The following is a 22,161-nucleotide window of genomic DNA, read 5'->3' as shown; positions in this document are numbered from 1 at the left end:
TCTCCTGTTCTTTTTTAAAAATTAAAAGATTATTATTCCAGCAATGTAAATTTTATTAAAAAAGATACAGATTTGTCTATCTTTTTTTTAGTGCTTAGTCCTTCAAGTGGTATGCTCGTAGAATACTTTGTGAAACCTTGTGAGCTCTAGCAGCATCTTCAATAGCAGAATGTTCTTGTCCAGCTTTATATTCACCAAGAACCACATGCCCTTTTACAGGCAGGTGCTTCTTTTCTTCTTTTAATGTTTCAACATATGATTCATTCACTACATAATCCTTATCAACAGTAATTAGAAACCAAGGCATAGTCATGTTCCTCCTATTATATAGTTGTTTTCTTTTCTTTATTTGCTTTCCAGCAGTCCATACAAATTCCGGGTGAATCGATTCTAGTAGCGAATTCTCCACACTGTGTGCAGTTCATGTCTTTCCGCTCTGGCCAAATAGATAGCAGTAAGTCTTTCAACTTTAGCTGTTCTGCAGGAATACTACAGCTAAGTTCATTTTCAAAAGTATGTCGAACAATAATTATTCTATCTCCCCGTTTTCGACGAATTACCCCCACATATACATGATCTTTTTTGCAATCTTCCCATTTAGGAAATTGATTTCTACGTTTAATAACTTTGCAAGTAACTGTAGCGGGATAGCCTAACCAACCTCTCTCTACTACAGTAAATAACTTATCAATGGTTCCAAACTGCGCATTAAGTATATTCTTATCTCTTTCATCTAAAGCGATATTGTCTAGTATGTGTGCCATTATTTCTCCTGACCTTTCTTGTATTGTTCTCTTTCTTCTTTTAAGTTGTGTACAGAACAGAAAGAGTAATGTGCCCATCGATTCATAATAGAAGCCAACACAGCGGTTGCTTCTGTATTATCTATCTCGTAGATAGCCATAGCACGACCTACAGCGTTTGAAATGAATTCCTCAGCCTGCTTACGTTTATCCATTCGTTCATTGTAATTGTCCATATTCATTAGAATAACGTCCCCTGTATGTTTTCTTCTGAAATCGAAATTTCTATATTCTTTTGACTTCCTGCTAGATCCCTTAAGCTAAAACGCATGATAGTCTGACCATGATTGAAATCATCAAACTGATTAAGATGCTCTTCGCTAATCTCACATTGAATAGGAAGCATGTGATGTGCGTATAACAAATCATGTGCTATGTAATTGATAGTTGCTGGTCCCTTGTAATGAGCAGCATCAATCGAAACGATATCTCCTTCTTTCAAGTCCAACATAATCAAACCACTTCCGTTTCAATATGTATTTCCGCATCCGGATATAACTCTTTAAGCTCCTTTACATGGAAATCTAAATCAGATGCTATGATGTCACGACCTTCTTCAGGCTCTTCACTTGACGTTCCTACGATAGTAGAGAACGTGATAGTCACGTTCCCCTTCTGTTGAAATTCGTTGTATTCCTTCATTGATGTAATTCTCCCTTACTGTACTTATTCAATTTCACGCCATACTGGTGAATAGCCATCATCTGCTAATGCTTGCAACTTAGCATTACGTTCTTCTTCTGTTTCATGAAAAGAATCCTGCTCTATTCCCATTTCGTTCAGCCAAATCACTTTATACTTGTATGCTGCCATAACTTCAAATTCCTCCTGCACGATATGTTCTTTCTTCTTCCAGAAAGCTTTCAAATTTTTAAGGTTCATCACCTTTGACTTCAGACAATCCAGGTTCATGTTAATATTCCTTGTCTTAGGCTCACCAGCATTTGTGTTATATGTGAATGATAAAGAGACTGATTTTAAATCCTTTAGGGTGGATAATGAATGTGCTGCAGCCGCTGTAAGTACTTTATTCATCCATAAAACCTCCTCCTTAATCTACTTTTGCAATCTGAACATTCTCCTTTAATAATGTAGGGTTATCACTTACTAGCTGAGCAATTAATAAGTTGTACTCAGCAAGGCTTAAGTCTTTTTTTAAGTTTAGATATATACCTTCTGTATCAATGCCTAGAGTGCCTATGTGGGCATCATTAAGGTACAAGTTATCTACTGAATTAGAACCTACAGATACAAATCTTTGAAATTTAAACATATCAATCACGACCTTTTTTCTTCCTATTAAATACTAACTTCAAAAGTAACTTTAATGATGGGAGAGGCATTGGCATGCTCCTTCTTCTCAACATTTATTACAGTTCCAAAAACATTTGTCTCTACTAACATGACGGTCTTGTCATTCATGTTTTTTACCAACTGATCATGAACGTCAGGATTCCATGAATAGTATTCAATTACTTCACTCATAAGTAATCTCACACAGTAAGTAATCGTCTTCTTGTGTTAAGAGCCAATCCACCTTTGCATTTTGAGAGCAGAACTCGTTGTATTGATGAAATAGAAATAAAGGATCGAGCGGATGTTGATCCCTGCGATAAGGAGTAGAAATAACTACCTTAACTTGCACTCCTTTTCTTACAGGAGCAATAATCATTCCAGCGTGATAGCCTGCTTCTAAGTCTTCTCTAACCTCAGAGATATCAATTTTTTGAGCATTATGGTTTAAGAAGAAGGTATTATCGAGCTGACCCGATTCAATAATGTGAAAAGACATTAGCTGAACTTGCTGATTCATATAGCTAAGGCCTCCTCTGTTGGACGAGAGTAAATTACGTCTTCACCTTTATTGTAGAAGAAACCTAATCCCATAGGGCGTTCTTTAATAGCTTCTACTTTTTCTGGGTAGTTCCAAGTGTTATATGTACGTTTCTCCTGCTGCATGTAATAAGCAATTAAAGCTTGCTCAGGATCCAATGAATATGTAGCTAGTGAGTGAAATTCACCGTCGGTATCTAATTTCATAATTTCTGATGTCATTATTCTCTCTCCTTTGTATACTTTCAAATGAAACGCTAATACTAGATTTACACATGGCAATACATAAAGAGAGCCACCTAGTAGTGGCTTCTTTAGATTAAAGGTTTATATTGCTGAAAATACTCTACGGTATATTCCTCTGTTTCACCTTTGTCGTTTGTTATCACCAAATACCCAAAAGGGCTAACGTTTTCTATTTCATATTCTTTTCCAACAGTAAACCCATATTCTTCTGCTCCTTTGTTGGCAAATACTTTACTTCCTTTGCCTACAAAAACTTGTTCTGAAACTCTTGGGTTATCGAAACGATTTAATAATACTTGCATCAATAGCACTCCTTTTTAAAATGAATTGCGTTGCGTGATGCTTGCCGATAGAAATTCAATTACTGTTGGGTTAGCTTGATTCTTAAGCCAGCTTACATATGCCATATTATCGATACCATAGGCACCGCTTCTTTTATTAACTGGTACTTCCTTTTCAAACTGGCCCCAAAGCTTAATATGTTCTTCTGGATGTGCTTGTGCGAATGTGTTTGTAATAAAAATAGCTTTTGCTGTTGCTTCTATACTCATTTTGGTAGTCTCCTATTCTTCACTAAAACAATCTTTAATTGTTTCAATACATGTATTAATACTTGCTAAACGGTGCTCGTAGCGTGTTCGAATTTTTGGTGAAAGGTTTTCATTTTTTAGTAACCTTTCATGTTTATATTTCGAATCTAATAATACTTCTAATCCATATTTAACGTGACTCTCCATTAAGCTGCCTCCTGTAGAAGAGAAAGCTGATTGTTATCAGCAATTTGCCAGTAATCAATGACCTTTTCATTCTTAATTTGATATTCTGTGGTCCCTGCAATATAGTTCCCATCGGGTAAAGGAAACCTATCTCCAACAAACGCCCCTTCAAGTGCGGTTAATGGGAATATTCCATCATCTAAATCTAATGCGGATTGCCCTTTGAACTCTAACTTTGTAAGGTTTACTTTTACATTAATCATTGCAAGGAACTCAATTTGAATCTTTGCCTTGCAGTGAGGGCATTCTATTTCTTTTTGATGAGTGATTTCGGAAGTATAAGGATCTTCATGCAGAAGATCAGATAGTCTGTCTTCTACGTTATAAATAAAATCTCTTTTGCACACACAAAATACTGTTCCATGGTTATATTCTAATGTCGGCATTGTCGGCCTCTCCTTTTTAAAAAGATGCGCACTTTGTAATGCACATCTTTTATTTATATTTATTATGCGATATCTTCAAAGTCAGATTTAAAAGGGTCAAAATCAAATTCTGCTACGCCTTGGAAGTCTTCAATCTCAACAGGCTTATGGTAATCAATCTCAACACTGCGAACGGGTACAAATAGTTCTACACAGTCAGGATTGCCATTTAGAAGTGAGCCTTTAAATGGTTGCATACCTGTTGGCTTATCTCCTACTGCAGGTAAGAATTCTAATTTGATTGAATCATCATTACCGTAACGAGCAAATGCTTCTTGTAAGTAACGAACATTTACACCTACTACTAAATCTGCACCTTCTCCACCTGTTACCGCTAAGTCTTGCTGGAATGCACCTACTTGTGCTTCACGAGTATTTACACGCAGCTGGTTAAGTTCAGGTTTGATACAAATAATGATGGGTTGATCTGGATTATATACAGTTGAGTTACTAAGTAATTCTTTGAAAGCACCTGCATTTACAACGACTGAGCTTCCAGTGTTATCTGAGCTAAAGATTAAGCGGTCCGTATCCGGATAATTTCCTTCAATTGTGCGGCCGTAGACTTTAACATCCTCAAATTCATACACAACTTGTGTGCCATGGTAGTGAATCACTACTTCTACTTCAGTAGCATCTAAGTGTTTCTTTGCTTCTGTTAACACTTTGATTGGAATAGTTGCAGACAGTTCTTCATGCTCTTCCTCAAGTTCATACACGAACTGACCTAAGCGGTGTGCATCTGTTGCAACACATTTTAACTTAGTGCCATTCAAATGATGCAATACACCCGTTAGCACTGGACGAGATTCTTTAGATGATGCAGCATAGATAGTGCGATCATACATCATGCTCAATACTTGAGGATGCATTGGAACTGATGTACCTTCCTCTAATTCAGGTGTGCGTGGAAATTCGTCCCCATCGATACCTAGTAAATCAAACTTAGGGCGACCAGATTTGATTAATGCTTGGTTCTCTTCAATACGAATCTCAGTTTTCTTTGCATTTAGCTTCTTGACGATTTGAATAAATTTATCTCCAGGGAAGCAAATAGAGTTCCCTTTACCTTCTGTAATTTTGAAGTTAGTTTGATCTGCATTTTGTGAAACAGTTGCTTCTGTCATAAAGTCGCTATTAATTCCACGGAATGTTAATGTGTCAGGCTGAATATCAATATAAATCATTTTGAAAACATCTTGCACAGCTTTCTTTGAGATAGAACGTTCTACTTTTCCGACCGCTTTCTTTAGAACTTCTGTTTGAATTGCTAGTGTTACATTTGTCTTCAATTCTTTTTCAATTTCAGCATCCATTTTATCTACATCAATATTTTCACTTAATACTGAAGGCGCTTGAACATCAACCTCTTGAGCTTCTTCTCTATTTAACACAGGTGTTGGAACACCAACAGCTACTACTGGTTCTGACATATATTCGTCCTCCTAAAATTTATTCTACCGAAATGCCCCGGATGGGGCATTTTGTAATACATTACAATATTAACAGAATAACTATTCTTAAACAAGATTACTCCTGCTTTTCTTTGAGTTTTCTTTGTCTTTCTCCAAGCCACTCCTTGGCGCTGTCTAATCCTCGCTTATCCGCAGGTTTTTCCCACCACTCGTACAGTACAACATGATGGTCCACATCGTATCGAAGAATTAAATGATGATAGTGGTACAGTAAAAGCATTCTGCAGTGAGTTTTAGGATTTGTACCTAAAAAAGCCCTCCATTTTCTTTTCAATGAAGGTTTACCTGAAAACTCTCTTGTTAAGCATTCATCTATCTGTTTCATGATCGTCACCTAAAAGCTCCTCCAATCCAAAATTGGCTATATCATCTTCCTCAGACTCATCATCGAGTATGAAATTGGCGGCTGCTGCAGAAAGGTTTCCTGCTAATAAAGGATTCTCTGTAGGAAGTTTATCGTTTTTTACATAATAATCTAATGTGTAATGATCTGTTTTTTCAACACTCTTCTTGCGATTTTGCTTCGTTTCTTGAATGTAAAGGTATGCTGCTGCCAGCTCTTCTCCTTCTGGTGTAGCTTCAGCAATCATTTCTTCTTTATATCTCAAGAAATCCCATAATGGAACCGATGGGTATATCTTAAAATCCGTTTCGCTATCTCCTTCGTCACCCTCCATGGTGGTATACGTATAACAAGCATTCTCCCATAATACGTGGTAGATGCCGTCTGGTAATTCTGAGATTTCTTCAGGGCAGGAATAAGATGATTCTAGCTCTTCAATAGTCAAGTCATTAGAGAAGGTACAAGGATCTTGATAATATTGTTTATCTCCGAACATTAAAGTAGGAACAAGCTTTGGATATCTTTTGACACCTGCTAAGTCAGGTTCAAAATCCTTTTCATAAAAATCATCTCTAAATCTTTTGGTGTAATAAGCTTCTCCTACTTTATCAAATGAAGGTCCGTATCTGTGCTCCCATGAATGCTTCTCTTCATCAGCTTTTGCTTCTTTTAAAAAGAAAGGGATAGGTGAAAGGTATTCTGTCGCCTTCACTTCTCCATCTTGCACTAAAATCAGTAGCATTCGCTGACAATTACAACCTTGACTAGTAGTGCTGAGTTTTTCTGCAACCATCCGATTCACGTCAGGCGCTTTGAAAAGAGCATTTTCTTTTCGTAGCTGTTCTTGTCTTTCTTCAAGTTTCTTTACTCTTTCACGTTGTAATTTCTCCCAGTAATCGGATGACATACAGACTCCTCCTTGATTTAATTAACCACTAATTCCTTTTCAATTTTTTGATTGTAGGCTTTAATTTGCTCGTGAGTGAACGACGAATTAGTTTCTTCATTTTTATCGAAGTCATAAAAAAGGAAACCAAAAGATTGAACAGTCATTTCTATATGTGATTCTATACCACCAATAATATGAACAGCTTCATAATACACTTCATCCAATGCTGAACTTAGAATAAGCTCCCAATCCGGCTCTGTTAATCCTTCATTTGAACCAAGGAAGAAGTCCATGTCAAATCCACTTAGCATCCAGCTAATTTCAAGATAGCCATCCTTATCTATTTCAGAATAACCAGCTGATGATTCCCAATCAAACAAGATTGACGTTTCTTCGTTAGTAGGGGTAACGCAGAAGCCGCCAACACTTGCATAGTCAGGCTTTCTAGTAACCTTTTCTTTACTTCTTAATACGACAGTTGCACGAGGGTTTAAATCTGGCATTTGTTTTATCTCCTTTTAATTGTATTCATTTATACAGTATCTTTAAGTGGTTATTCACATTTTCCGCAACGCTTGCAGCTAGTTGAATAATGCGGTCCAGGTACAGGGGCAAATCCACCTGAACCATGATACCTCCAATCATGACCCCATTCCTTGCATATAGGACGCATTGGAAACTTAATGAGTCTTAATAAGTTCCTCCAAATTAACTCCGCTAAGTAACAAACAATAAACAAGAGTGCAATAAGTACATACCCTGCGACATTTAAGATTTTGCCCATATTAAAACCTCTTTCTTAAGGTGTAATGTGTTACTTTACTGCTTTAATAGCGGCATCTTTTTTCTCAGAAGCAATATTCAGCTTTGATTCAGCCTCTTCTAGCTTCTTTTTTAATTCAGCAATAATAGCTTCATTCTGTTTCTGAGCTTCATGAAGTTGAGCAATTTCGCTATCTTTGATTTGAATAGTCGCTTCGTCCTGAACATGACGATCCTTTGCATGAACTAATTCTTCACCAACTTCTTTTGCCATCTGTTTAAAGCTTTCCGCTTGAGACTGTTGAAAGTCAGCGGCATCCAATGCTTGCTTTAATAGTTCCATGTGAGCGATTGTTGCATTTGCGATTTGTCGAGTTGTTTCTCTTTCATATACATTGTTCATATTAGTTTTCCTCCTTAGTAATACCAGCCGAAATAGTTTTAATTTCTTCTATTGCATAAGAGTGAAGGGCACGAGCTTCATCAATATCTTTAGCTAACCATAGCTTTTCTTCAATTTCTTCACTAAGTTTGCTAAGGCTTTCTTTGATGCCTTTAATATCAGGAAGGTGCTGCTTGATATATTTATCTGCAGGTGAATTATCAGATACTGAGCTGTAGTTATAAGTATCATCGCTTCCTCTAAGCACTTTTGCGATTGCCTTTTTGTGAGGAGTTTGTTTTTGCTTTAATGCATGAATTTGTTCTTCGAGAGATTTAATCTCAGCATTATTTTTCTCAATTTCATCATAATGCGGTTGCAAGTTGTGTAACTCAATTACTGCTTTCTTTAACTGTTTTTTACGATCACTAAGGATATCTTTTCTGTCATACTTAATGTCACCGATTCTATCACTAATCATTTCAATAATCTTTTCAATCCGCTTTGAATCTAAACCACTATCATGTCGGATAATCTTTGCTTCAATATTTCTTTCTTCCACTGGAACTCCTCCTCAAATTATATATAAATTACTGAGTACTTTCTTCCTAACACCAAAAGGTCACTGAGTTTAATTGCATAAGACTCATCTCTATGTAGTTCATGAAGCTTCTGACCTTCCCAAAAGAGGTGGCCACGTTCTTTTAATTCTTGCTTAGTATATCTCTCACAACTATCTGTATCGACATTGTATCCGCTGTAAGAACGCTCTTCTGTATCATCTGTTAAAGTACCCCAAAACCGAAGTATATCTTTGTTGTATGACCATTTCCAAGAAAGCAGGACATATTCTCTTTCATCATTGACATTCATCTTGTATGCCTCCTTACCAACTAACTGTGAAGTCAGAATCCGCTTCAAATTCAGGTTGAATGACTTCTTCTACTCGGTACCATTCGTAATTATAAAAGAGCATATTTCGTTTATGGAAGTCATCTTTTTTAAGGGAACTTGTAACTTTCTCAACTTTGAGAATAACCATCTCTTCAAAGGTTGATTCCAAGTATTCATAATCAGCATCTTTTAAAATACGATCAAACTCTTTCTCTACGTCTTCTTTGTTTTCATAAAACGTAACATCATCTTCAGATTCCTCAATGACTAAGTAATTCATAGCTTCTTGTCTATCCATTTCAGCATAGAAAGCATTTCGGCTTTCAGCGCTTTCGAATTCATTGCCAGTAGTAAAGCTGCTATATACATGTTGCTCTCTATAACAAAGCTTGTTAGGATCAGTTTCTCCTGTTTTGCTACACTTCATTTCAATTTCATAAGCAACTTCTGGTAGTGGTTTAATTTGAGTGTGGCTGCTATAAATGGATTGATATCCACTCATACAGTATGGGCAAACCGCATTATCATGCTCTTCTGGAAGCACACGACCACATTTATAAGCAGAACAATATTTAAATGTTTTCATAACGTTTCTCCCTAAGTTTTATTGTCATTTATTACTATGTCATATAATTTTTAATTTGTAAATAAAAAATTGTAATGCCCATCAAAAATTAAATAGACATTACAAACTTCACTTTAATGTTATTAGATAGCAAATAGGTCTAATTCTTGCTGACCTTGAATGATTTGCTTCTTCTTGCTAACTCCTTTGTTATATTCCTGGATATTTTCAACTGTTTGAAGAACTTCATCAAACATATCAAGATAGTCTGTAACAGCCTTCTTGGTACGTCTAACTTCCTCTTGCGTAGCACGACCCGCTTTCGCTTCTTCTTCAACATGCTGAATAAAGCCTTCAGCAATTTGACGTACTCGCTCAATACCGCCTTCAATTGGATTCATGACATATCCATCATAATCTTGGAATTCTACGGCTTGCATCTCTTCAAATGACTGATTCTTACGAGCAAACATATCATGAACAGTTTCCATTTCATTCAAGACATCATCTTTCATCAACTGTTTAGCTAATGCATTCATGCCGTCCGAACTATCTGCCATTGCACGCAAGCCTTCTTCCGAAAATTTTCCTTGCATAGCCATAGCTGCATCTATTTTCCGGGCAATGTGCTGAAGAGCCTTCTCTTGAATAGATTCACGGTATACATAAGTAAAGACCTTTACATCTTTTGTTTGCTTAAGTCTCCAAGAACGACGTGACGCTTGCATGTAATCATATGTTGAATAATCAAGTTGGAAGAAATGAATATTCGGGAATGCTAATAGATCCAATCCTACTTTAACAAGACGAGGATTTGTAATTAGAACGTCCCAATCATGTTTTTCCATCATGGTATTTAACCAATCTTCACGCTGTCTTGAGTTCTTAGGCATCTTAATGCCATCGTACTTGCCTCCATTACGCAAGATACCTACTTTATAACCTCTACGCTTAAGTTCCTCATATAACCATGTATCCACTTGATTCCATGCTTCTTTACCTGTGTATTTCGCATAGATTAAGTTCTTACGTCCATGAGTATATATCTCATCATCAATGATACTAATTAAACGTTCAAGCTTCTTAGGTGTGAATTCACGTTGGTCAAAGTTATAAGGCATACCTAACACATGGCGTTCACCGTTTTGGTCATACGTTACAATTTCTTCAACATTGAAAGGTGTATCAGCATATTGATACATAGCATTAATGAAAGTTGAAATGCTATTCATGCCGCCTAAACCTTCTGTTGCTCTCATCGTACTCATAATTTCATGACCAATTTCTCGATAAGCTTTGAAATGCTCTTCATCCATATCTACAACTACCGGCACTTCTTGATAAGGTGGCAAAGCATATCCCATATCATTTAGCTCTAAGAACGCACAGTTGCCCATTAAATGCATTGGGAACAAGTGAGGTGAAATACCCGGCTTCTGACTAGAATTGCGGCGCATACGACCATCAAGGGCACGAGTGCTATGTTCACTAATCCCATAGCGTTGATTAAATGCGGATTCATCTTTATAAGAAATACCTTCTTTAAGAAGACCTTTTGGACTTAAGCGAGCAAGTAAGTAAAAGATGTCTCGAGACATTCCACCCATTAATGTTCCTGTAAGTAAGACTTGCTTTTCAGTGTGGTTCACGAGTTGGCCAAATGCACGACCTGTTGAAGAATCTCCACTCTTATACTCATGTACTTCATCTGCAATCAAGTATTTAAAGAAGCCTCTAGGAAGACGCTTATTGATATACCATGCAGGAGATACTTTACGATATCCAGAATCTAAAGGAAGCTTTTCAGGCTGCCACAATACGAAACCACAACGCTGATGAGTGTACATAGGAACATAGCGGTTAAGAGTCTTATCAAGTTTCCACTCTACAATTTCTTCTTTTGGCAAATGAGCTGTTTCAACGTCATTTTTACAATAGTAATTTTCTTTCGTTTGATTCTTCACCCAGTTGCCAGAGGATTTGTTGTAGGTTTCAAAGTAATTTTCACCTGACATTTCATCTTCACCTCTGCGGCGCTGCATCAATGGTCCACCACATTTAGGGCAATAGAATCCCGTTTCCCCTGGCTCGTATACTGTTTCGTTGCGGTTCTTCTCCATGTTAAAGAAAGTTAATTCATTAAAGCGAATGCGATGATCAGTCACGTTTACTTTATGCATGCCATCAGCACGACGCACAGTACGTGTCTTCACTTCTCCTTCATAATTCTCACCGAAGAAAGAAATATCATCTTTATGCGTTCTCCAATCTTTGATTGGTTGAACAGGGAAAGTGAATTTCGGAGTCTCAGAACTCATGATGTAGTATTCCCACTTATCAGGCTGCTTGTACTTAATCTTGCCCTTTTTGTCTCTGTAAGCTGTACGTTCTTCAATTGCCTTAACATCTTTCCAGTGAGTGATTTGGTACGTTTCAGCTTGTGGAATACGCTCCTTTATTTCACGTGCCCACTTCTCAACCATGATAGCTGGAGAAAGCACAATAACACGTTGCGGGCGTGGATTATTATCTACCTTTTGAATCATTGCTTCTGCGATATAAGGGACAATCTCACCCATAGTCGTTTTACCGGTTCCCATTTCGCCAATAATAAAGCAATGCTTATCTTGCTCAAGTGTTTTGGCAACACCCATTACTGTATTAGCTTGAGGAGGATATAAGCCTGTAATGCCATTCTCATTGGCTTGTAAGTTTACATCACGGAATGCAGGGTGATGCTTCTCAGTTTCAGGATTAAAACGTAATCCAATATTTTCTTTTATACGGTTCCCCAACTCACCGGCAAAGTGATTTAAATAGTCATCAATACTGTTGCATTTATTTAGAACGGCTTCCTCTTCTGTACGGCCATCCTCTTCAATAGCAAAGTCTAATTCATATCCTTCGATGCCCATTGTGATAATTTCTTCAAGCTGTTCTTCTGTGACACGAAGAAGGCCTGCTTCTAATTTGTAATCCGAACCGAAACACTCAACACGTAGCGGCTCGTAGTAGCTATTTACGATTAACGCATCTACAATAAAGTCTTTCCAGTCTTCTAACATAGGGGTATTGTAACGGTCATTTAAAACTTCATACACTTGTTTCTTATAGTCACCATCCCATGCTAATACCAGTTCCGCTAAGTGATCAGGTATAGGTAATGGTGTATCACCATCAGCAAGACGACGATCTTGTTCTGCACGCCATGCATTACGAGCCTTGATGTCAGGTAATGCATTCTTTGTTACCATAAAAATTTGAGTTAAATCATCAATCTTCATGATTTCTTCATCATAATGATTCTTCTTAACCTGATAACCATAGACACTATGACGAGTATGCCCTTCAGCAAAGATTGGACCTTCCGCTCGTTTAATTTGCCCACTCTTTGATTCTTGAAGCAATGCTGCTACAGTCTTTACTTTTGTATCAGTACCAATTAGGTTTGCAACATAGATGTTGTTTCCTTCATCACACACTAGTAAATCACAGAAAGCTGATGCATCTGTTGCATTACGGTTATATATTTCTAAAGAATAAATTTCGTCGCTTTGAAAGAATGCCATATACTTGTTCCTCCTTACATGATTTTTCTAAATTCACCTTGAGCATTTAAAAGTTTTACACCAATGTTGTAGAATTCACGCTCTACCGTTCTTGTGTTGCCTTCATCATCTGTTTCACTAAATTCACGAACATCTTTAATGGCACTACCTTTAACTAAATGTTGATCGGGACCAGTACCGATATAACCATTTAAGAAGCCAGATGTTAAAAGGAGCATAATATGACCTTTATGCAGTGGTGTTGGTGTAACTGGTTCTTTATTTGTAAGCACTTGGGAGTATGTTTCTCTATATGAATTAATGAGTTTTGATTTCTTTAAAGTAGCAAGAGCTTCATTGCCTGTAATCGGGCCAACACGGAAAGATGTAATGTCTTCCGGATCAGAAGCAGGAACAACATAACTAGGATCATGTTGAGGTTCAAGTACTCCATAGATAGCATCTGTTTTTGCTCTTAAGACTTGCTTTTCATAACGTTCAGCATTGTCCACTAAAGAAGCTGTGATATCACGAATCTTACCAAAAGATTTGTATGGTCTTTCTTTTGTACGAGCAATACGTTTACCTAACTCATGGTCTTCACGAGTCGCTTTTTTACGCTTCTTAGCAAGGATGATGCATTTGCGATACTCTGGATACTCATCGTCATCTAATCGAAGAATCTTTATGTCTTCATATTGATTGACTAACTTGAAAGCAATACTGTCATCAATTAATTCTTTAGGAGTAATCATGACAAGAATACCGCCTGGACGCAAATATGTAGTAGCACGTTGTAGCAAGAAACCATCCCAACGCATAGACTGCATCTTCTTTTGTTGTTCTTTCATAGCTAAGCGCCATGCCTTCACCCGATTTTGCATCTCTTTTTGAATTTTCTTTTGAATACGTGTTTCACGTTGTTCAGGTGTCTCTTCTACAAGCTCTTTCGCTTTCTCGGAGTTATCTTCATTTAGTGAACCAAAGTCAATTTGATCCTTCATTTGCTCTTGAAGACGCTGGCGCTCCTCTTCTTCTCTCATAACTTTGGCATGCGTTTCTTGTTCAAAGTTAGGCATGGTGTAAGGATCCACCGAATCAAAGATTTCATTTTGCAGACGATCATCAATAGTTGGATTAACAACCATAAGAGAGAATGCATCATTTGTAATCTTTGCTTCTGAACGATAATCAGCTTCTGAAACCTTATGAAATGAATAATCTTCTCTCATATGCTGACAGCCATAAGAATCAGCCGACACACCGAACAATGATCCATCTCCGCTATTCTTTGTAAGGTTATATAATAATGTCCCATCTAATGCATTCCAGTCTAATGCTGTATAGGGCTGACCTTCAGGAAATTTTAAATACGTTTTTAGAACCTTGATTATATAATCATTAAGAAGTGCATTTACTTTATAAGGTCTTGAATACATGTTTACTCTCTCCTTTTAGTTGTATTGAACATATTGTTTTAAATCGTTGCTGACTTCATCAATGATTGCTGATGGAACCCCTTTTTGTAAAAATCCAAGTACACTACCTAACTTAGGGCCATGATAAACTTCTGTATCTTTCCATCGTGCTGACGAAATACCTTCTACAGGCTGACATTTTGTAATAAGAAAAGGACATGGCAAACTTAGGAGATACACATCTTCTCCCTCAAGAAAACCATTATATTCAAAACGAATCATGACACGGTACCACTGATCATCTATTTCGATTCGTTTATTTAACATCGTAAATTTCTTATTAGTTCTTGCATCTGTATACCATCCATTTCTCTTAAGATGATGAAATGTTTTTACATTAATGTCGTTTGTTTCAACAGGAATGCGATTATATAAGTATGCTGTTACAAGTTCCATAACATTCTTCCTTTCTTGTAATGCCTTTCTATTATAGCATAATAAGTTAGGGAATAAAGAAAGCAACCTAGGGAAATCCCCTAGGTTGCTCTATATGTTATCCCATACTTCTAATTTTGTTAATGATATCTTCACGTAGCTCCTGCGCTGATTCATAGCCAATCGGGTTAATGCCCAAATCATAATACATCACATCTAGCATGACCTCAATTGCTTGTGATTTGGTAATGGCTACTCCCCCATTAAACTGATTGTCGGATGAAAAATCTGTAATCCATTTTCGGACAACTCTATTCGCACAATCAAAGTGTGTCTGAACTCTTTTTACTCCGTAATCTGATGCAGGTACGTCATCTCTCATTACATCTACAATACCTTTAGGCAATTCTGTATTTACGTTTACAGCTGCTGAACGAGCTGGTCTTTGTTGTCTTGGTGCTGGTGTCACAGGACGTTGTGGCTTAACCGCTGGCTCTGCTACTGGTTGTGTAGCTACTGGTGTTACTGGCTGTTCAACTGTTGCAGCAACTTCTTGTTCTGCTGTTGAAGAAACCTGTGTCTGATCAGTAGATACTTCTTCGATATGTAGTTCTTCCTCTTCCGTATTGTTTGTACCTTGAGCTTCTTGCTCAGCTTTACGTCTAGCTTCTTCTTCTAATCGTTTCTTTTTCTCATGTGCTTCACGCATAAGTTTTTGCACATTATTCATAAAATCCACTCCCTGTCCAAATCTTTCCGTAGGTTAAGTATACCCTACCTTTTGGATAGGGAGCAATCATAAAACTTATTTTTTACGATTTTATTTTCATACCTTATGTAATAATACTTCTTCGATGTTATTTTCCATTCCTCTTCGAATGTCCCATAAATCTGACTGACACTTATCCCATTCATTCCAAATCGTTTTATTGTACATGTAGAATGCGGTTTTCGTTTCCACAATAGAAGGAATAATTTCTTCAAACTTTTTAACAAACTGCTTCTCCAGTTTATCGCTTTCAACTTCCCCATATTGCTTTGCTATAGCAATCGCATTATGAGCTAATCTTGACATTTCACGTACAATTTCGTCACTTGTCATACCACTAAACCAGCTTTTCATTGTATAGACTCCATTCTATTTTATATTTACCTCATGGTTGTAGGAGATGGTGCCCCAGGAACAAAATTTGGAGCAGCATGAGGATTCTGTTGCGCTTGCTGTTGAGATGCACTATAAGCACCTTGATTCCCTGCACTTTGTAATGCATTTAGTAATTTTTCCAGCTCGTCAGGAGCTAGTTCATTTAACTGTGCAAACGGACGAACAGTTTGAGAGATGATTTGTCCTAAGTATTGAGTATTATGTCCTTGCTGAACTAATGAAGAATACATAGAATTAACTTGATTCTCTAACTGCACACGAGTTTGTTGAGCTTGCATCATGTGCTCAACCTTGGCCATCTCTTCTTGAGAAGCAGATCCTGAATGATAGCCCATGTTATCTAATGCACGACCTACTGCTGATTCTTCTGCATTTTCTACCCATGCATGCTTATCTGCCTTTGCTCCTCCTGCAATAGATAAAGAATATCCTGCCCCATCTGCTTTTGTAATTAAGGCAATAGAAGCAAGGGCGATACCTGCATTCTGAGGAGTAGCTGTTTGTGAAATTTGAGCTAATCGTTCATGAGCAGATGCATCTAATTGCTCGAATGTTTTCTTATCTTTCCAAATCAAAGCACCCATTAAAATATAGTTTCCGGCATAATTTAAATCAGACATAGGAAGCGGCAAAATCAAAGAATCTTTAAAATCATTACGAAGACGCACCTTTCTACTTTTTACCGTTTCATAGTTATCTAAGCTAAATGATTTCTTATTGTTATTATTGTATGCCATTATAATTCACCTTTCTCTGCTGTGTCCTCTGGATCATATGAATGAACTTCTTGGTTTTCTGTATTAAAGATTCTTGCATCATCAACTTCCGAATCAAAGTTATCTTTAAGTTTAATATTCATTTCTTCGACTACATCAACTAAATCTTCTGTTGAAGTAATTACATCAGAAATGATGCCGCCTCTTGTGTAAACTGAAATAAACATTACATTCCCTCCTCTAAGTGATCTTGAGCATAATTAAAGACAATTTCACCTTCACTATTTCCTTCTTTAAATTGAAACAAAAGAATATCATCTTCAGATGAATCAAAATTTGAAGGAGCATTAGCAATTAATTCTTCAATTGCTTTATCCTTATTGTCATTGTGTTTTTCAGCTTGAATGTTTGCTCCGTTAATATAAACTCCTAAGTGCATGTATATCTTCCCCTTTTAATTTTATTTTTTTATAAAGCGTTCTTTCACATCAATAGTGATGTTTGGATCAATCTTGTCTTGCATTTCAAGAACCAATTCTTCCACCTTATCTATTGCTTGTTGCTCATTCATCTTATCTAAGTTGAACGGCATGAATACTTCTAATTTTAATACAGCTTCTTTATTGCGCATGTTGAATACTCCCTTTAAAGTGATGTACCTTTTGTTTTAATGAATCGTAAGAGACAACGAATAACTCTGCATATTGTCTTAAAAGAATATCTAGTTGAACTGGATCATCTTCACTCGCCAATAAGCTAATAACTTTCTCTAAACGATTTCCTTGAATCTCACCAATACGTGAGTAATGGAACAGAATTTCATCTTGTTCTTCTTTATAAACTTTCTCAACTCGCCATTGTGTTAATGTACGAGTTCTTTTATTTATATATTTAGAAAATGCATCATCTAACAATGGAAATGTTCTTGCTAATGAATCGGGATCATGACCATCAGGCAAAGGACATACCTGTACTTCTATTCCATGTTGAAGCAAGATACGTGAGTCTTTTTCCATAGCAATTAAGCCTGCATCGTCTCCATCACGCATGAGCAATACACGCTTTGCACCAGCTCTTTTTAGTTGCAATACATGCTGCTCACTTAGATTGGTTCCTAAAGTGGCTACAGCATTTGTAAGGCCTCTCTTATGAAGCTGAATAACATCTGTAAATCCTTCTACAAGCGTAGCTGACTTCCATTGAGTGATATAACTCTTTGCTTGATATAATCCATACACATATTGATTTCGGTCAAATTCAGGGAATGGATGATTGCGAATATATTCTTCAGACACAAACTTCGCATTGAGTGGCCATCTATGATCATATTTAGGTGTTATGCGCTTCCCCTCTGCTTTCTGTTTCTCATTGAGTTCTGTTAAGACAGAAGCTCCAAATGGTACACGTCCAGTAAAGGAAGCGATGTTTCCAGACCAATCATGAATAGGAAATGTAATTTTACCCTTCGTATTCATAAAGTCTTGGTCTTCACCATCACCAAATCCTAGTCCCCATACATATATATCTAAATCCTCTAAGCCACGATTTCTTAGGTACTTATAGGCTTCTTTGTTATTCATAAGGTTCTCTCTAAACCTTGATTGAGCAGTTGCACATTTATTAGACCACCACTGTTGCTGACTTAATTTAAACTGTTGTTTTTGATCAAGAATAGGTAGCGGAACATTTAGGAACTTAGCTAGCCATTCAATTGCTTCACCAAAATTATAGTTATAGTAACCCATTACAAATCCATATACATCAGATGATGTTGCTTTACTGTGATTACTACTACCAGCTCCACAACCATTGCAGCTCCATGTGTTTGTAGACACATTAATCATTAAACTAGGTCTACTATCTTCATGAAATGGACATTTTGCTACAAAGTTAATACCTGATGAAGTCACTCCTCCAATGATGGAATTGATGACTTCATGTGTTTGAGCAGTTTGTTTTATGTATTCTTTGAAGTCATCTGGATATTTAGGCATTGTTATGTCCTCCTTGACGTTTTCTTTTACTATTCATAGAAAAGCCCCGGATGGGGCTTGTTTTATAATTGTTTCTGAATTTGCTTTATTTCTTTTAAATGTTGTTTTACTTTTATTGAGCTCTGCTTTGCACGATTTAAACTTCGTGCTGCCGAAATAGCAAAACCAAGAGATACAATCGCAGAAACAAGGCTAATCCAAGCCGTTACTTCTTCTGAAATCAAAATTACTCCTCCAAGCGTAAAACATACTTCACAAGGTCACTAACCTCTTTAGATATTTGGTTTCTAAAGTTTAGTCGATTAAGCGCCATTGAATGGTTTTGTTGATTTACAAAGTTATCAACTGTAGCAACAATCATCTGGTGCATAAACCTTACACGGTCAGGTTCTATTTCGTATTTCTCTTTTGTTTGATTTGCTTGAGCATAAGCTTCTTCTACTTCTTTCTCTAAGCGCTTCATTTGTTCTTGTGTGCGATTACGATCATCTATCAAATGTTGTATAAGTTGCTTATTTTGAATTGTACTAAGCTGTTCAGATAAATCTTTCAAATAAACTGTAGTCTGCTGAATGGTTTCGTTCATTACAGAAAGTATTTCACGATCTTCATGCTTCAGTAATGTATTGGCATCGTTCACTTGACTAGAAGCATTAAGGAAATTCTGAATTTCATCTTCTAATGTTAGCTCTTTTACTTTTATAGGTTCAGGCTTCTTAACGTAAGCTTCAGGCTCTGTTATATCTTCACTTACTACAGGATCGGGTTGCTGAGTCATTGGTTGAGGTGATTCAATAGTATAAGTCTCATCTGCTTTTTCTCTTGTAGCACGACTAGCTTCTTGTACATAGTTTACGTTCTCATCTTTTGTTGAATTAGAATAATTTATTATTTGCTTTTTATCATCATTATTTTTAGATGTATCTGACTCCATTTGTGCTTTTAACACAGATGACTTGCCTGCTCCACTAGTGGAAGTGAATACTCCTTCTACATTGCCTGATTTTTGTAAGTGTTCTTTTATAAAGTCATCAAACTTATCTAATGATTCTTGATTTAAGAATGGTGTATGAACTTCAGTCTTATTAGAGTTGGATTTATCAAGTGTTACTTCATTAGGAGTTTCATCTATTCCCGAAGCTAAACGATAGATTTTCCTATTATAACGTCCACGCTTAGGTGAAAGTATCAATTTTCCTTCATCTACTAAATGTTTTAAATGATAATCTAATGAAGGTCCTTGTATATCAAATTTCTTGGCTAATTCTGAATTTGCAATTTCTGCTTCCCCATTATGATTCTGAATTATATTTACAACCTCTTTATAAATATCTTCTCTATTTACTTTTCTATAAGATGATTTTTCATCTTGTGTTTTTACTTTTGCTGCGCTCACGGCATACATCTCCTCTAATAAAAAGTCTCTTACACACATAATACCCTATAAAGGTAGGGAGAATGCAAGAAACTTTTATAAAAAACTAAGAAATTTAAAGGTATTACAAAGATAATTGAGAAACTTCTACAATTTCACTTGGAAGCTCTTCTAAAAAGCGTGAAGGTTTGTGCATTCTTTGCTTACCATCTTGCTGACTTCGTTGCTCTGCCCAAGTGATAAATAGTTCTTTCTCTGCACGAGTAATACCTACATATGCTAAGCGGCGCTCTTCTTCAACTTCTGATTCCCCTTGACTTCTCCATGAAGGAAAGACTGCTTCATTCCAGCCTGGTAAGAAAACTACAGGGAATTCAAGTCCCTTTGAAGCATGCATAGTCATCAGCTTTACAGCATCTGTCTTTGTTTTATCTGCAGAATCTGTAACTAATGAAATCTCTTGCAAAAAGTCTTCTAATGTTTTGTCCGGATTATCTGACTCGTATTTATCAATTAAAACTAAGAATTCCTTTAAGTTATCAATTTTCTCATCAGCTTTTTTATCGGCTTCGTAATGCTTCCATAGCCCTGATTGATCCAACACATAACGCACATAAGTCGTTAGCATGATGCCACTTTCTAATTTCTTTTGGAAATGATCTAACAAATCAAAGAAAGCTGTTACCTTTGTAACGGATCTCTTATTCATTCCAGGAATCTCTGCAGCATTCTTAAGAGCACGAAAGACACTAACTTTATGATTGTTTGCATATTCTTCAATCTTATCTTGAGAAGTCTTACCTATTCCTCTTGTAGGTTTATTGATGATTCTAAGAATAGCTGTATCATCTTTTCTGTTAAAGATAGCTCTAAGATAAGCAATGATATCTTTAATTTCTTCTCTATCATAGAAGGAATGTCCACCAACAATGGTATAAGGAATGAATTGATTACGGAAGAAATCTTCAATTACTCGAGACTGTGCATTGCCTCTGTAAAGAATAGCGAAGTCTTCATATTTATATCCACCTTGAAGTACTTTTTTCTTAATAACTGCCGCTATATATGCCGCTTCTTCATATTCCGTCTTGGTTCCTATTACACGTAATGGTTCACCTTGATGTTTAGCAGTCATTAGATTCTTTACCTTTTGATTTCGGTTATGACTCATTATATAGTTTCCGGCATGCACAACATTCCCTACAGAGCGGTAATTTTGCTCTAGCTTAATAACAGCTGCACTTGGGAAATACCTTTCAAAATTCAGAATGATACTAATGTCACTTCCACGGAATCCATAAATAGCTTGATAATCATCACCTACAACAAAAAGGTTATAGTGTGGAGCGGCTAAAAGAAGCAGTAATTGAAATTGAGCATAATTAGCATCTTGGTATTCGTCGCTCATTACGAAATGGAATTTATCTTGCCAATAGTCACGAGCTTCTGCATGGTCACGAAGCAAAATAACTGTATTCATGATAAGATCGCCAAAGTCCATTGCATTCATCATGCGTAGTTGTTCTTGATAACGAGTGTACACTTGAGCCATTACTTGATCACTTGCTGATTCAGCAACATTGTAGGCACAATACTCAGGGTCCCATAAGTTGTTTTTAGCGTTATCTATGTAATGTAAAGCTAGACCTTCTTTGTATTTACCTGTTATGTTTATTTGTTTATAGATACGTTCAATAACCTGCAAAACATCGCCTGTATCGTAGATAACAAACTTACAACGCTTAGAAGTTTCATCTTGTTCGTATCCCAATAGGTGCCCATGTTTGCGAAGAATACGTACACATAGGCTATGGAACGTCCCCATCCAAATATGATTCATTGGCTCTTCTCCAACTACACTTTCTAGACGTTCTTTCATTTCTCGTGCCGCTTTATTTGTGAAAGTAGCACAGAAGATATTCTTAGCTTGGATCCCTTGACTAATCATGTTCGCAATACGAGTAATTAGAGATTTTGTTTTTCCTGAACCAGCTCCTGCTAAGATAAGAACGGGGCCATAAATTGTTTGCGCAGCTTCACGTTGCTGAGGGTTAAGTTCATTCAGCATTTGGGCTACTTCCATTGGATTTAATGTATTTGTTGGTACAGTTGTCATG

At 36.7% G+C, this 22,161-nt stretch carries 35 protein-coding genes; all 35 read right to left on the bottom strand.

Annotated features, from left to right (window positions below; translation table 11 throughout):
• Positions 1–94 precede the first annotated feature (94 nt).
• Complete coding sequence (locus LAV82_RS23905; RefSeq protein WP_499717124.1) at positions 95–307, bottom strand: hypothetical protein; 213 nt, start codon at positions 305–307, stop codon at positions 95–97.
• A 16-nt stretch (positions 308–323) separates the two neighbouring features.
• Positions 324–764 carry a hypothetical protein gene (locus LAV82_RS23900; RefSeq protein ID WP_499717123.1) on the bottom strand — a complete coding sequence of 147 codons (441 nt, stop codon included), beginning with the start codon at positions 762–764 and terminating at the stop codon, positions 324–326.
• Complete coding sequence (locus LAV82_RS23895) at positions 764–985, bottom strand: hypothetical protein (RefSeq protein WP_499717122.1); 222 nt, start codon at positions 983–985, stop codon at positions 764–766. The genes LAV82_RS23900 and LAV82_RS23895 overlap by 1 nt, the downstream gene beginning before the upstream one ends.
• A complete protein-coding gene (locus LAV82_RS23890) occupies positions 985–1,254 on the bottom strand; it encodes a hypothetical protein (RefSeq protein WP_499717121.1) in 270 nt (89 codons plus the stop codon). Before LAV82_RS23890 ends, LAV82_RS23895 begins: the two co-directional genes overlap by 1 nt.
• A 2-nt stretch (positions 1,255–1,256) precedes the next feature.
• Complete coding sequence (locus LAV82_RS23885; RefSeq protein WP_499717120.1) at positions 1,257–1,445, bottom strand: hypothetical protein; 189 nt, start codon at positions 1,443–1,445, stop codon at positions 1,257–1,259.
• A 24-nt stretch (positions 1,446–1,469) separates the two neighbouring features.
• Entirely contained in the window at positions 1,470–1,838 is a 369-nt protein-coding gene (locus LAV82_RS23880) for a hypothetical protein (protein ID WP_499717119.1), read from the bottom strand.
• 16 nt (positions 1,839–1,854) lie between these two features.
• Entirely contained in the window at positions 1,855–2,085 is a 231-nt protein-coding gene (locus LAV82_RS23875; RefSeq protein ID WP_499717118.1) for a hypothetical protein, read from the bottom strand.
• 17 nt (positions 2,086–2,102) lie between these two features.
• Positions 2,103–2,288 carry a hypothetical protein gene (locus LAV82_RS23870; RefSeq protein WP_499717117.1) on the bottom strand — a complete coding sequence of 62 codons (186 nt, stop codon included), beginning with the start codon at positions 2,286–2,288 and terminating at the stop codon, positions 2,103–2,105.
• On the bottom strand, positions 2,281–2,616 hold the full coding sequence (locus tag LAV82_RS23865; RefSeq protein WP_499717116.1) for a hypothetical protein: 336 nt from the start codon (positions 2,614–2,616) through the stop codon (positions 2,281–2,283). The genes LAV82_RS23870 and LAV82_RS23865 overlap by 8 nt, the downstream gene beginning before the upstream one ends.
• On the bottom strand, positions 2,613–2,858 hold the full coding sequence (locus tag LAV82_RS23860; RefSeq protein WP_499717115.1) for a hypothetical protein: 246 nt from the start codon (positions 2,856–2,858) through the stop codon (positions 2,613–2,615). Before LAV82_RS23860 ends, LAV82_RS23865 begins: the two co-directional genes overlap by 4 nt.
• Positions 2,859–2,950: 92 nt before the next feature.
• The gene (locus LAV82_RS23855; protein WP_499717114.1) at positions 2,951–3,184 is read right to left on the bottom strand and encodes a hypothetical protein; all 234 of its coding nucleotides are present in this window, start codon (positions 3,182–3,184) and stop codon (positions 2,951–2,953) included.
• Between the two features lie 15 nt (positions 3,185–3,199).
• Positions 3,200–3,433 carry a hypothetical protein gene (locus LAV82_RS23850; protein ID WP_499717113.1) on the bottom strand — a complete coding sequence of 78 codons (234 nt, stop codon included), beginning with the start codon at positions 3,431–3,433 and terminating at the stop codon, positions 3,200–3,202.
• A 12-nt stretch (positions 3,434–3,445) separates the two neighbouring features.
• A complete protein-coding gene (locus LAV82_RS23845) occupies positions 3,446–3,619 on the bottom strand; it encodes a hypothetical protein (protein ID WP_499717112.1) in 174 nt (57 codons plus the stop codon).
• The gene (locus tag LAV82_RS23840; protein ID WP_499717111.1) at positions 3,619–4,044 is read right to left on the bottom strand and encodes a hypothetical protein; all 426 of its coding nucleotides are present in this window, start codon (positions 4,042–4,044) and stop codon (positions 3,619–3,621) included. Before LAV82_RS23840 ends, LAV82_RS23845 begins: the two co-directional genes overlap by 1 nt.
• A gap of 62 nt (positions 4,045–4,106) precedes the next feature.
• Positions 4,107–5,516: a DNA polymerase III subunit beta gene (gene dnaN, locus LAV82_RS23835; RefSeq protein WP_499717110.1), complete on the bottom strand. Its 1,410-nt coding sequence runs from the start codon at positions 5,514–5,516 to the stop codon at positions 4,107–4,109.
• Between the two features lie 97 nt (positions 5,517–5,613).
• Positions 5,614–5,883, bottom strand: coding sequence for a hypothetical protein (locus LAV82_RS23830; protein WP_499717109.1), 270 nt, complete (start codon positions 5,881–5,883; stop codon positions 5,614–5,616).
• Positions 5,867–6,808: a hypothetical protein gene (locus LAV82_RS23825; protein WP_499717108.1), complete on the bottom strand. Its 942-nt coding sequence runs from the start codon at positions 6,806–6,808 to the stop codon at positions 5,867–5,869. The genes LAV82_RS23830 and LAV82_RS23825 overlap by 17 nt, the downstream gene beginning before the upstream one ends.
• A 17-nt stretch (positions 6,809–6,825) precedes the next feature.
• On the bottom strand, positions 6,826–7,293 hold the full coding sequence (locus tag LAV82_RS23820; protein WP_499717107.1) for a hypothetical protein: 468 nt from the start codon (positions 7,291–7,293) through the stop codon (positions 6,826–6,828).
• Between the two features lie 311 nt (positions 7,294–7,604).
• Entirely contained in the window at positions 7,605–7,955 is a 351-nt protein-coding gene (locus tag LAV82_RS23815) for a hypothetical protein (protein ID WP_499717106.1), read from the bottom strand.
• A 1-nt stretch (position 7,956) separates the two neighbouring features.
• Positions 7,957–8,496, bottom strand: coding sequence for a hypothetical protein (locus tag LAV82_RS23810; protein ID WP_499717105.1), 540 nt, complete (start codon positions 8,494–8,496; stop codon positions 7,957–7,959).
• 17 nt (positions 8,497–8,513) lie between these two features.
• A complete protein-coding gene (locus LAV82_RS23805; protein WP_499717104.1) occupies positions 8,514–8,807 on the bottom strand; it encodes a hypothetical protein in 294 nt (97 codons plus the stop codon).
• 13 nt (positions 8,808–8,820) lie between these two features.
• The gene (locus LAV82_RS23800; protein WP_499717103.1) at positions 8,821–9,414 is read right to left on the bottom strand and encodes a hypothetical protein; all 594 of its coding nucleotides are present in this window, start codon (positions 9,412–9,414) and stop codon (positions 8,821–8,823) included.
• A gap of 122 nt (positions 9,415–9,536) precedes the next feature.
• A complete protein-coding gene (locus tag LAV82_RS23795) occupies positions 9,537–12,962 on the bottom strand; it encodes a hypothetical protein (protein WP_499717102.1) in 3,426 nt (1,141 codons plus the stop codon).
• 14 nt (positions 12,963–12,976) lie between these two features.
• Positions 12,977–14,380, bottom strand: coding sequence for a hypothetical protein (locus LAV82_RS23790; RefSeq protein ID WP_499717101.1), 1,404 nt, complete (start codon positions 14,378–14,380; stop codon positions 12,977–12,979).
• A gap of 15 nt (positions 14,381–14,395) precedes the next feature.
• Complete coding sequence (locus tag LAV82_RS23785) at positions 14,396–14,815, bottom strand: hypothetical protein (protein WP_499717100.1); 420 nt, start codon at positions 14,813–14,815, stop codon at positions 14,396–14,398.
• A 97-nt stretch (positions 14,816–14,912) separates the two neighbouring features.
• Positions 14,913–15,524, bottom strand: coding sequence for a hypothetical protein (locus LAV82_RS23780; protein ID WP_499717099.1), 612 nt, complete (start codon positions 15,522–15,524; stop codon positions 14,913–14,915).
• Positions 15,525–15,620: 96 nt separating this feature from the next.
• Positions 15,621–15,917 carry a hypothetical protein gene (locus LAV82_RS23775; protein ID WP_499717098.1) on the bottom strand — a complete coding sequence of 99 codons (297 nt, stop codon included), beginning with the start codon at positions 15,915–15,917 and terminating at the stop codon, positions 15,621–15,623.
• 26 nt (positions 15,918–15,943) lie between these two features.
• Positions 15,944–16,696, bottom strand: coding sequence for a hypothetical protein (locus tag LAV82_RS23770; RefSeq protein ID WP_499717097.1), 753 nt, complete (start codon positions 16,694–16,696; stop codon positions 15,944–15,946).
• Positions 16,696–16,902 carry a hypothetical protein gene (locus LAV82_RS23765; RefSeq protein ID WP_499717096.1) on the bottom strand — a complete coding sequence of 69 codons (207 nt, stop codon included), beginning with the start codon at positions 16,900–16,902 and terminating at the stop codon, positions 16,696–16,698. The genes LAV82_RS23770 and LAV82_RS23765 overlap by 1 nt, the downstream gene beginning before the upstream one ends.
• Entirely contained in the window at positions 16,902–17,114 is a 213-nt protein-coding gene (locus LAV82_RS23760) for a hypothetical protein (protein ID WP_499717095.1), read from the bottom strand. The genes LAV82_RS23765 and LAV82_RS23760 overlap by 1 nt, the downstream gene beginning before the upstream one ends.
• Before the next feature lie 21 nt (positions 17,115–17,135).
• On the bottom strand, positions 17,136–17,306 hold the full coding sequence (locus tag LAV82_RS23755; RefSeq protein WP_499717094.1) for a hypothetical protein: 171 nt from the start codon (positions 17,304–17,306) through the stop codon (positions 17,136–17,138).
• The gene (locus LAV82_RS23750; protein ID WP_499717093.1) at positions 17,296–18,669 is read right to left on the bottom strand and encodes a toprim domain-containing protein; all 1,374 of its coding nucleotides are present in this window, start codon (positions 18,667–18,669) and stop codon (positions 17,296–17,298) included. Before LAV82_RS23750 ends, LAV82_RS23755 begins: the two co-directional genes overlap by 11 nt.
• Before the next feature lie 62 nt (positions 18,670–18,731).
• A complete protein-coding gene (locus LAV82_RS23745) occupies positions 18,732–18,893 on the bottom strand; it encodes a hypothetical protein (protein ID WP_499717092.1) in 162 nt (53 codons plus the stop codon).
• Positions 18,894–18,895: 2 nt separating this feature from the next.
• Complete coding sequence (locus LAV82_RS23740) at positions 18,896–20,065, bottom strand: ArsR family transcriptional regulator (RefSeq protein WP_499717091.1); 1,170 nt, start codon at positions 20,063–20,065, stop codon at positions 18,896–18,898.
• Positions 20,066–20,168: 103 nt separating this feature from the next.
• Complete coding sequence (locus tag LAV82_RS23735; protein ID WP_499717090.1) at positions 20,169–22,160, bottom strand: ATP-dependent helicase; 1,992 nt, start codon at positions 22,158–22,160, stop codon at positions 20,169–20,171.
• Between the last annotated feature and the right edge of the window lies 1 nt (position 22,161).

The sequence above is a fragment of the Bacillus sp. ILBB4 genome (assembly GCF_035064545.1).
Classification (GTDB): Bacteria; Bacillota; Bacilli; order Bacillales; family Bacillaceae_H; genus Priestia.
This window is presented reverse-complemented; position numbering and strand designations above follow the sequence as displayed.

Excerpts from the sequence above, each read along its gene's own strand:
- LAV82_RS23905 (WP_499717124.1), bottom strand. The coding sequence starts at position 307 with ATGCCTTGGTTTCTAATTACTGTTGATAAGGATTATGTAGTGAATGAA.
- LAV82_RS23900 (WP_499717123.1), bottom strand. The coding sequence starts at position 764 with ATGGCACACATACTAGACAATATCGCTTTAGATGAAAGAGATAAGAAT.
- LAV82_RS23895 (WP_499717122.1), bottom strand. The coding sequence starts at position 985 with ATGAATATGGACAATTACAATGAACGAATGGATAAACGTAAGCAGGCT.
- LAV82_RS23890 (WP_499717121.1), bottom strand. The coding sequence starts at position 1,254 with ATGTTGGACTTGAAAGAAGGAGATATCGTTTCGATTGATGCTGCTCAT.
- LAV82_RS23885 (WP_499717120.1), bottom strand. The coding sequence starts at position 1,445 with ATGAAGGAATACAACGAATTTCAACAGAAGGGGAACGTGACTATCACG.
- LAV82_RS23880 (WP_499717119.1), bottom strand. The coding sequence starts at position 1,838 with ATGAATAAAGTACTTACAGCGGCTGCAGCACATTCATTATCCACCCTA.
- LAV82_RS23870 (WP_499717117.1), bottom strand. The coding sequence starts at position 2,288 with ATGAGTGAAGTAATTGAATACTATTCATGGAATCCTGACGTTCATGAT.
- LAV82_RS23865 (WP_499717116.1), bottom strand. The coding sequence starts at position 2,616 with ATGAATCAGCAAGTTCAGCTAATGTCTTTTCACATTATTGAATCGGGT.
- LAV82_RS23860 (WP_499717115.1), bottom strand. The coding sequence starts at position 2,858 with ATGACATCAGAAATTATGAAATTAGATACCGACGGTGAATTTCACTCA.
- LAV82_RS23855 (WP_499717114.1), bottom strand. The coding sequence starts at position 3,184 with ATGCAAGTATTATTAAATCGTTTCGATAACCCAAGAGTTTCAGAACAA.
- LAV82_RS23850 (WP_499717113.1), bottom strand. The coding sequence starts at position 3,433 with ATGAGTATAGAAGCAACAGCAAAAGCTATTTTTATTACAAACACATTC.
- LAV82_RS23845 (WP_499717112.1), bottom strand. The coding sequence starts at position 3,619 with ATGGAGAGTCACGTTAAATATGGATTAGAAGTATTATTAGATTCGAAA.
- LAV82_RS23840 (WP_499717111.1), bottom strand. The coding sequence starts at position 4,044 with ATGCCGACATTAGAATATAACCATGGAACAGTATTTTGTGTGTGCAAA.
- dnaN (WP_499717110.1), bottom strand. The coding sequence starts at position 5,516 with ATGTCAGAACCAGTAGTAGCTGTTGGTGTTCCAACACCTGTGTTAAAT.
- LAV82_RS23830 (WP_499717109.1), bottom strand. The coding sequence starts at position 5,883 with ATGAAACAGATAGATGAATGCTTAACAAGAGAGTTTTCAGGTAAACCT.
- LAV82_RS23825 (WP_499717108.1), bottom strand. The coding sequence starts at position 6,808 with ATGTCATCCGATTACTGGGAGAAATTACAACGTGAAAGAGTAAAGAAA.
- LAV82_RS23820 (WP_499717107.1), bottom strand. The coding sequence starts at position 7,293 with ATGCCAGATTTAAACCCTCGTGCAACTGTCGTATTAAGAAGTAAAGAA.
- LAV82_RS23815 (WP_499717106.1), bottom strand. The coding sequence starts at position 7,955 with ATGAACAATGTATATGAAAGAGAAACAACTCGACAAATCGCAAATGCA.
- LAV82_RS23805 (WP_499717104.1), bottom strand. The coding sequence starts at position 8,807 with ATGAATGTCAATGATGAAAGAGAATATGTCCTGCTTTCTTGGAAATGG.
- LAV82_RS23800 (WP_499717103.1), bottom strand. The coding sequence starts at position 9,414 with ATGAAAACATTTAAATATTGTTCTGCTTATAAATGTGGTCGTGTGCTT.
- LAV82_RS23795 (WP_499717102.1), bottom strand. The coding sequence starts at position 12,962 with ATGGCATTCTTTCAAAGCGACGAAATTTATTCTTTAGAAATATATAAC.
- LAV82_RS23790 (WP_499717101.1), bottom strand. The coding sequence starts at position 14,380 with ATGTATTCAAGACCTTATAAAGTAAATGCACTTCTTAATGATTATATA.
- LAV82_RS23785 (WP_499717100.1), bottom strand. The coding sequence starts at position 14,815 with ATGGAACTTGTAACAGCATACTTATATAATCGCATTCCTGTTGAAACA.
- LAV82_RS23780 (WP_499717099.1), bottom strand. The coding sequence starts at position 15,524 with ATGAATAATGTGCAAAAACTTATGCGTGAAGCACATGAGAAAAAGAAA.
- LAV82_RS23775 (WP_499717098.1), bottom strand. The coding sequence starts at position 15,917 with ATGAAAAGCTGGTTTAGTGGTATGACAAGTGACGAAATTGTACGTGAA.
- LAV82_RS23770 (WP_499717097.1), bottom strand. The coding sequence starts at position 16,696 with ATGGCATACAATAATAACAATAAGAAATCATTTAGCTTAGATAACTAT.
- LAV82_RS23765 (WP_499717096.1), bottom strand. The coding sequence starts at position 16,902 with ATGTTTATTTCAGTTTACACAAGAGGCGGCATCATTTCTGATGTAATT.
- LAV82_RS23760 (WP_499717095.1), bottom strand. The coding sequence starts at position 17,114 with ATGCACTTAGGAGTTTATATTAACGGAGCAAACATTCAAGCTGAAAAA.
- LAV82_RS23755 (WP_499717094.1), bottom strand. The coding sequence starts at position 17,306 with ATGCGCAATAAAGAAGCTGTATTAAAATTAGAAGTATTCATGCCGTTC.
- LAV82_RS23750 (WP_499717093.1), bottom strand. The coding sequence starts at position 18,669 with ATGCCTAAATATCCAGATGACTTCAAAGAATACATAAAACAAACTGCT.
- LAV82_RS23735 (WP_499717090.1), bottom strand. The coding sequence starts at position 22,160 with ATGACAACTGTACCAACAAATACATTAAATCCAATGGAAGTAGCCCAA.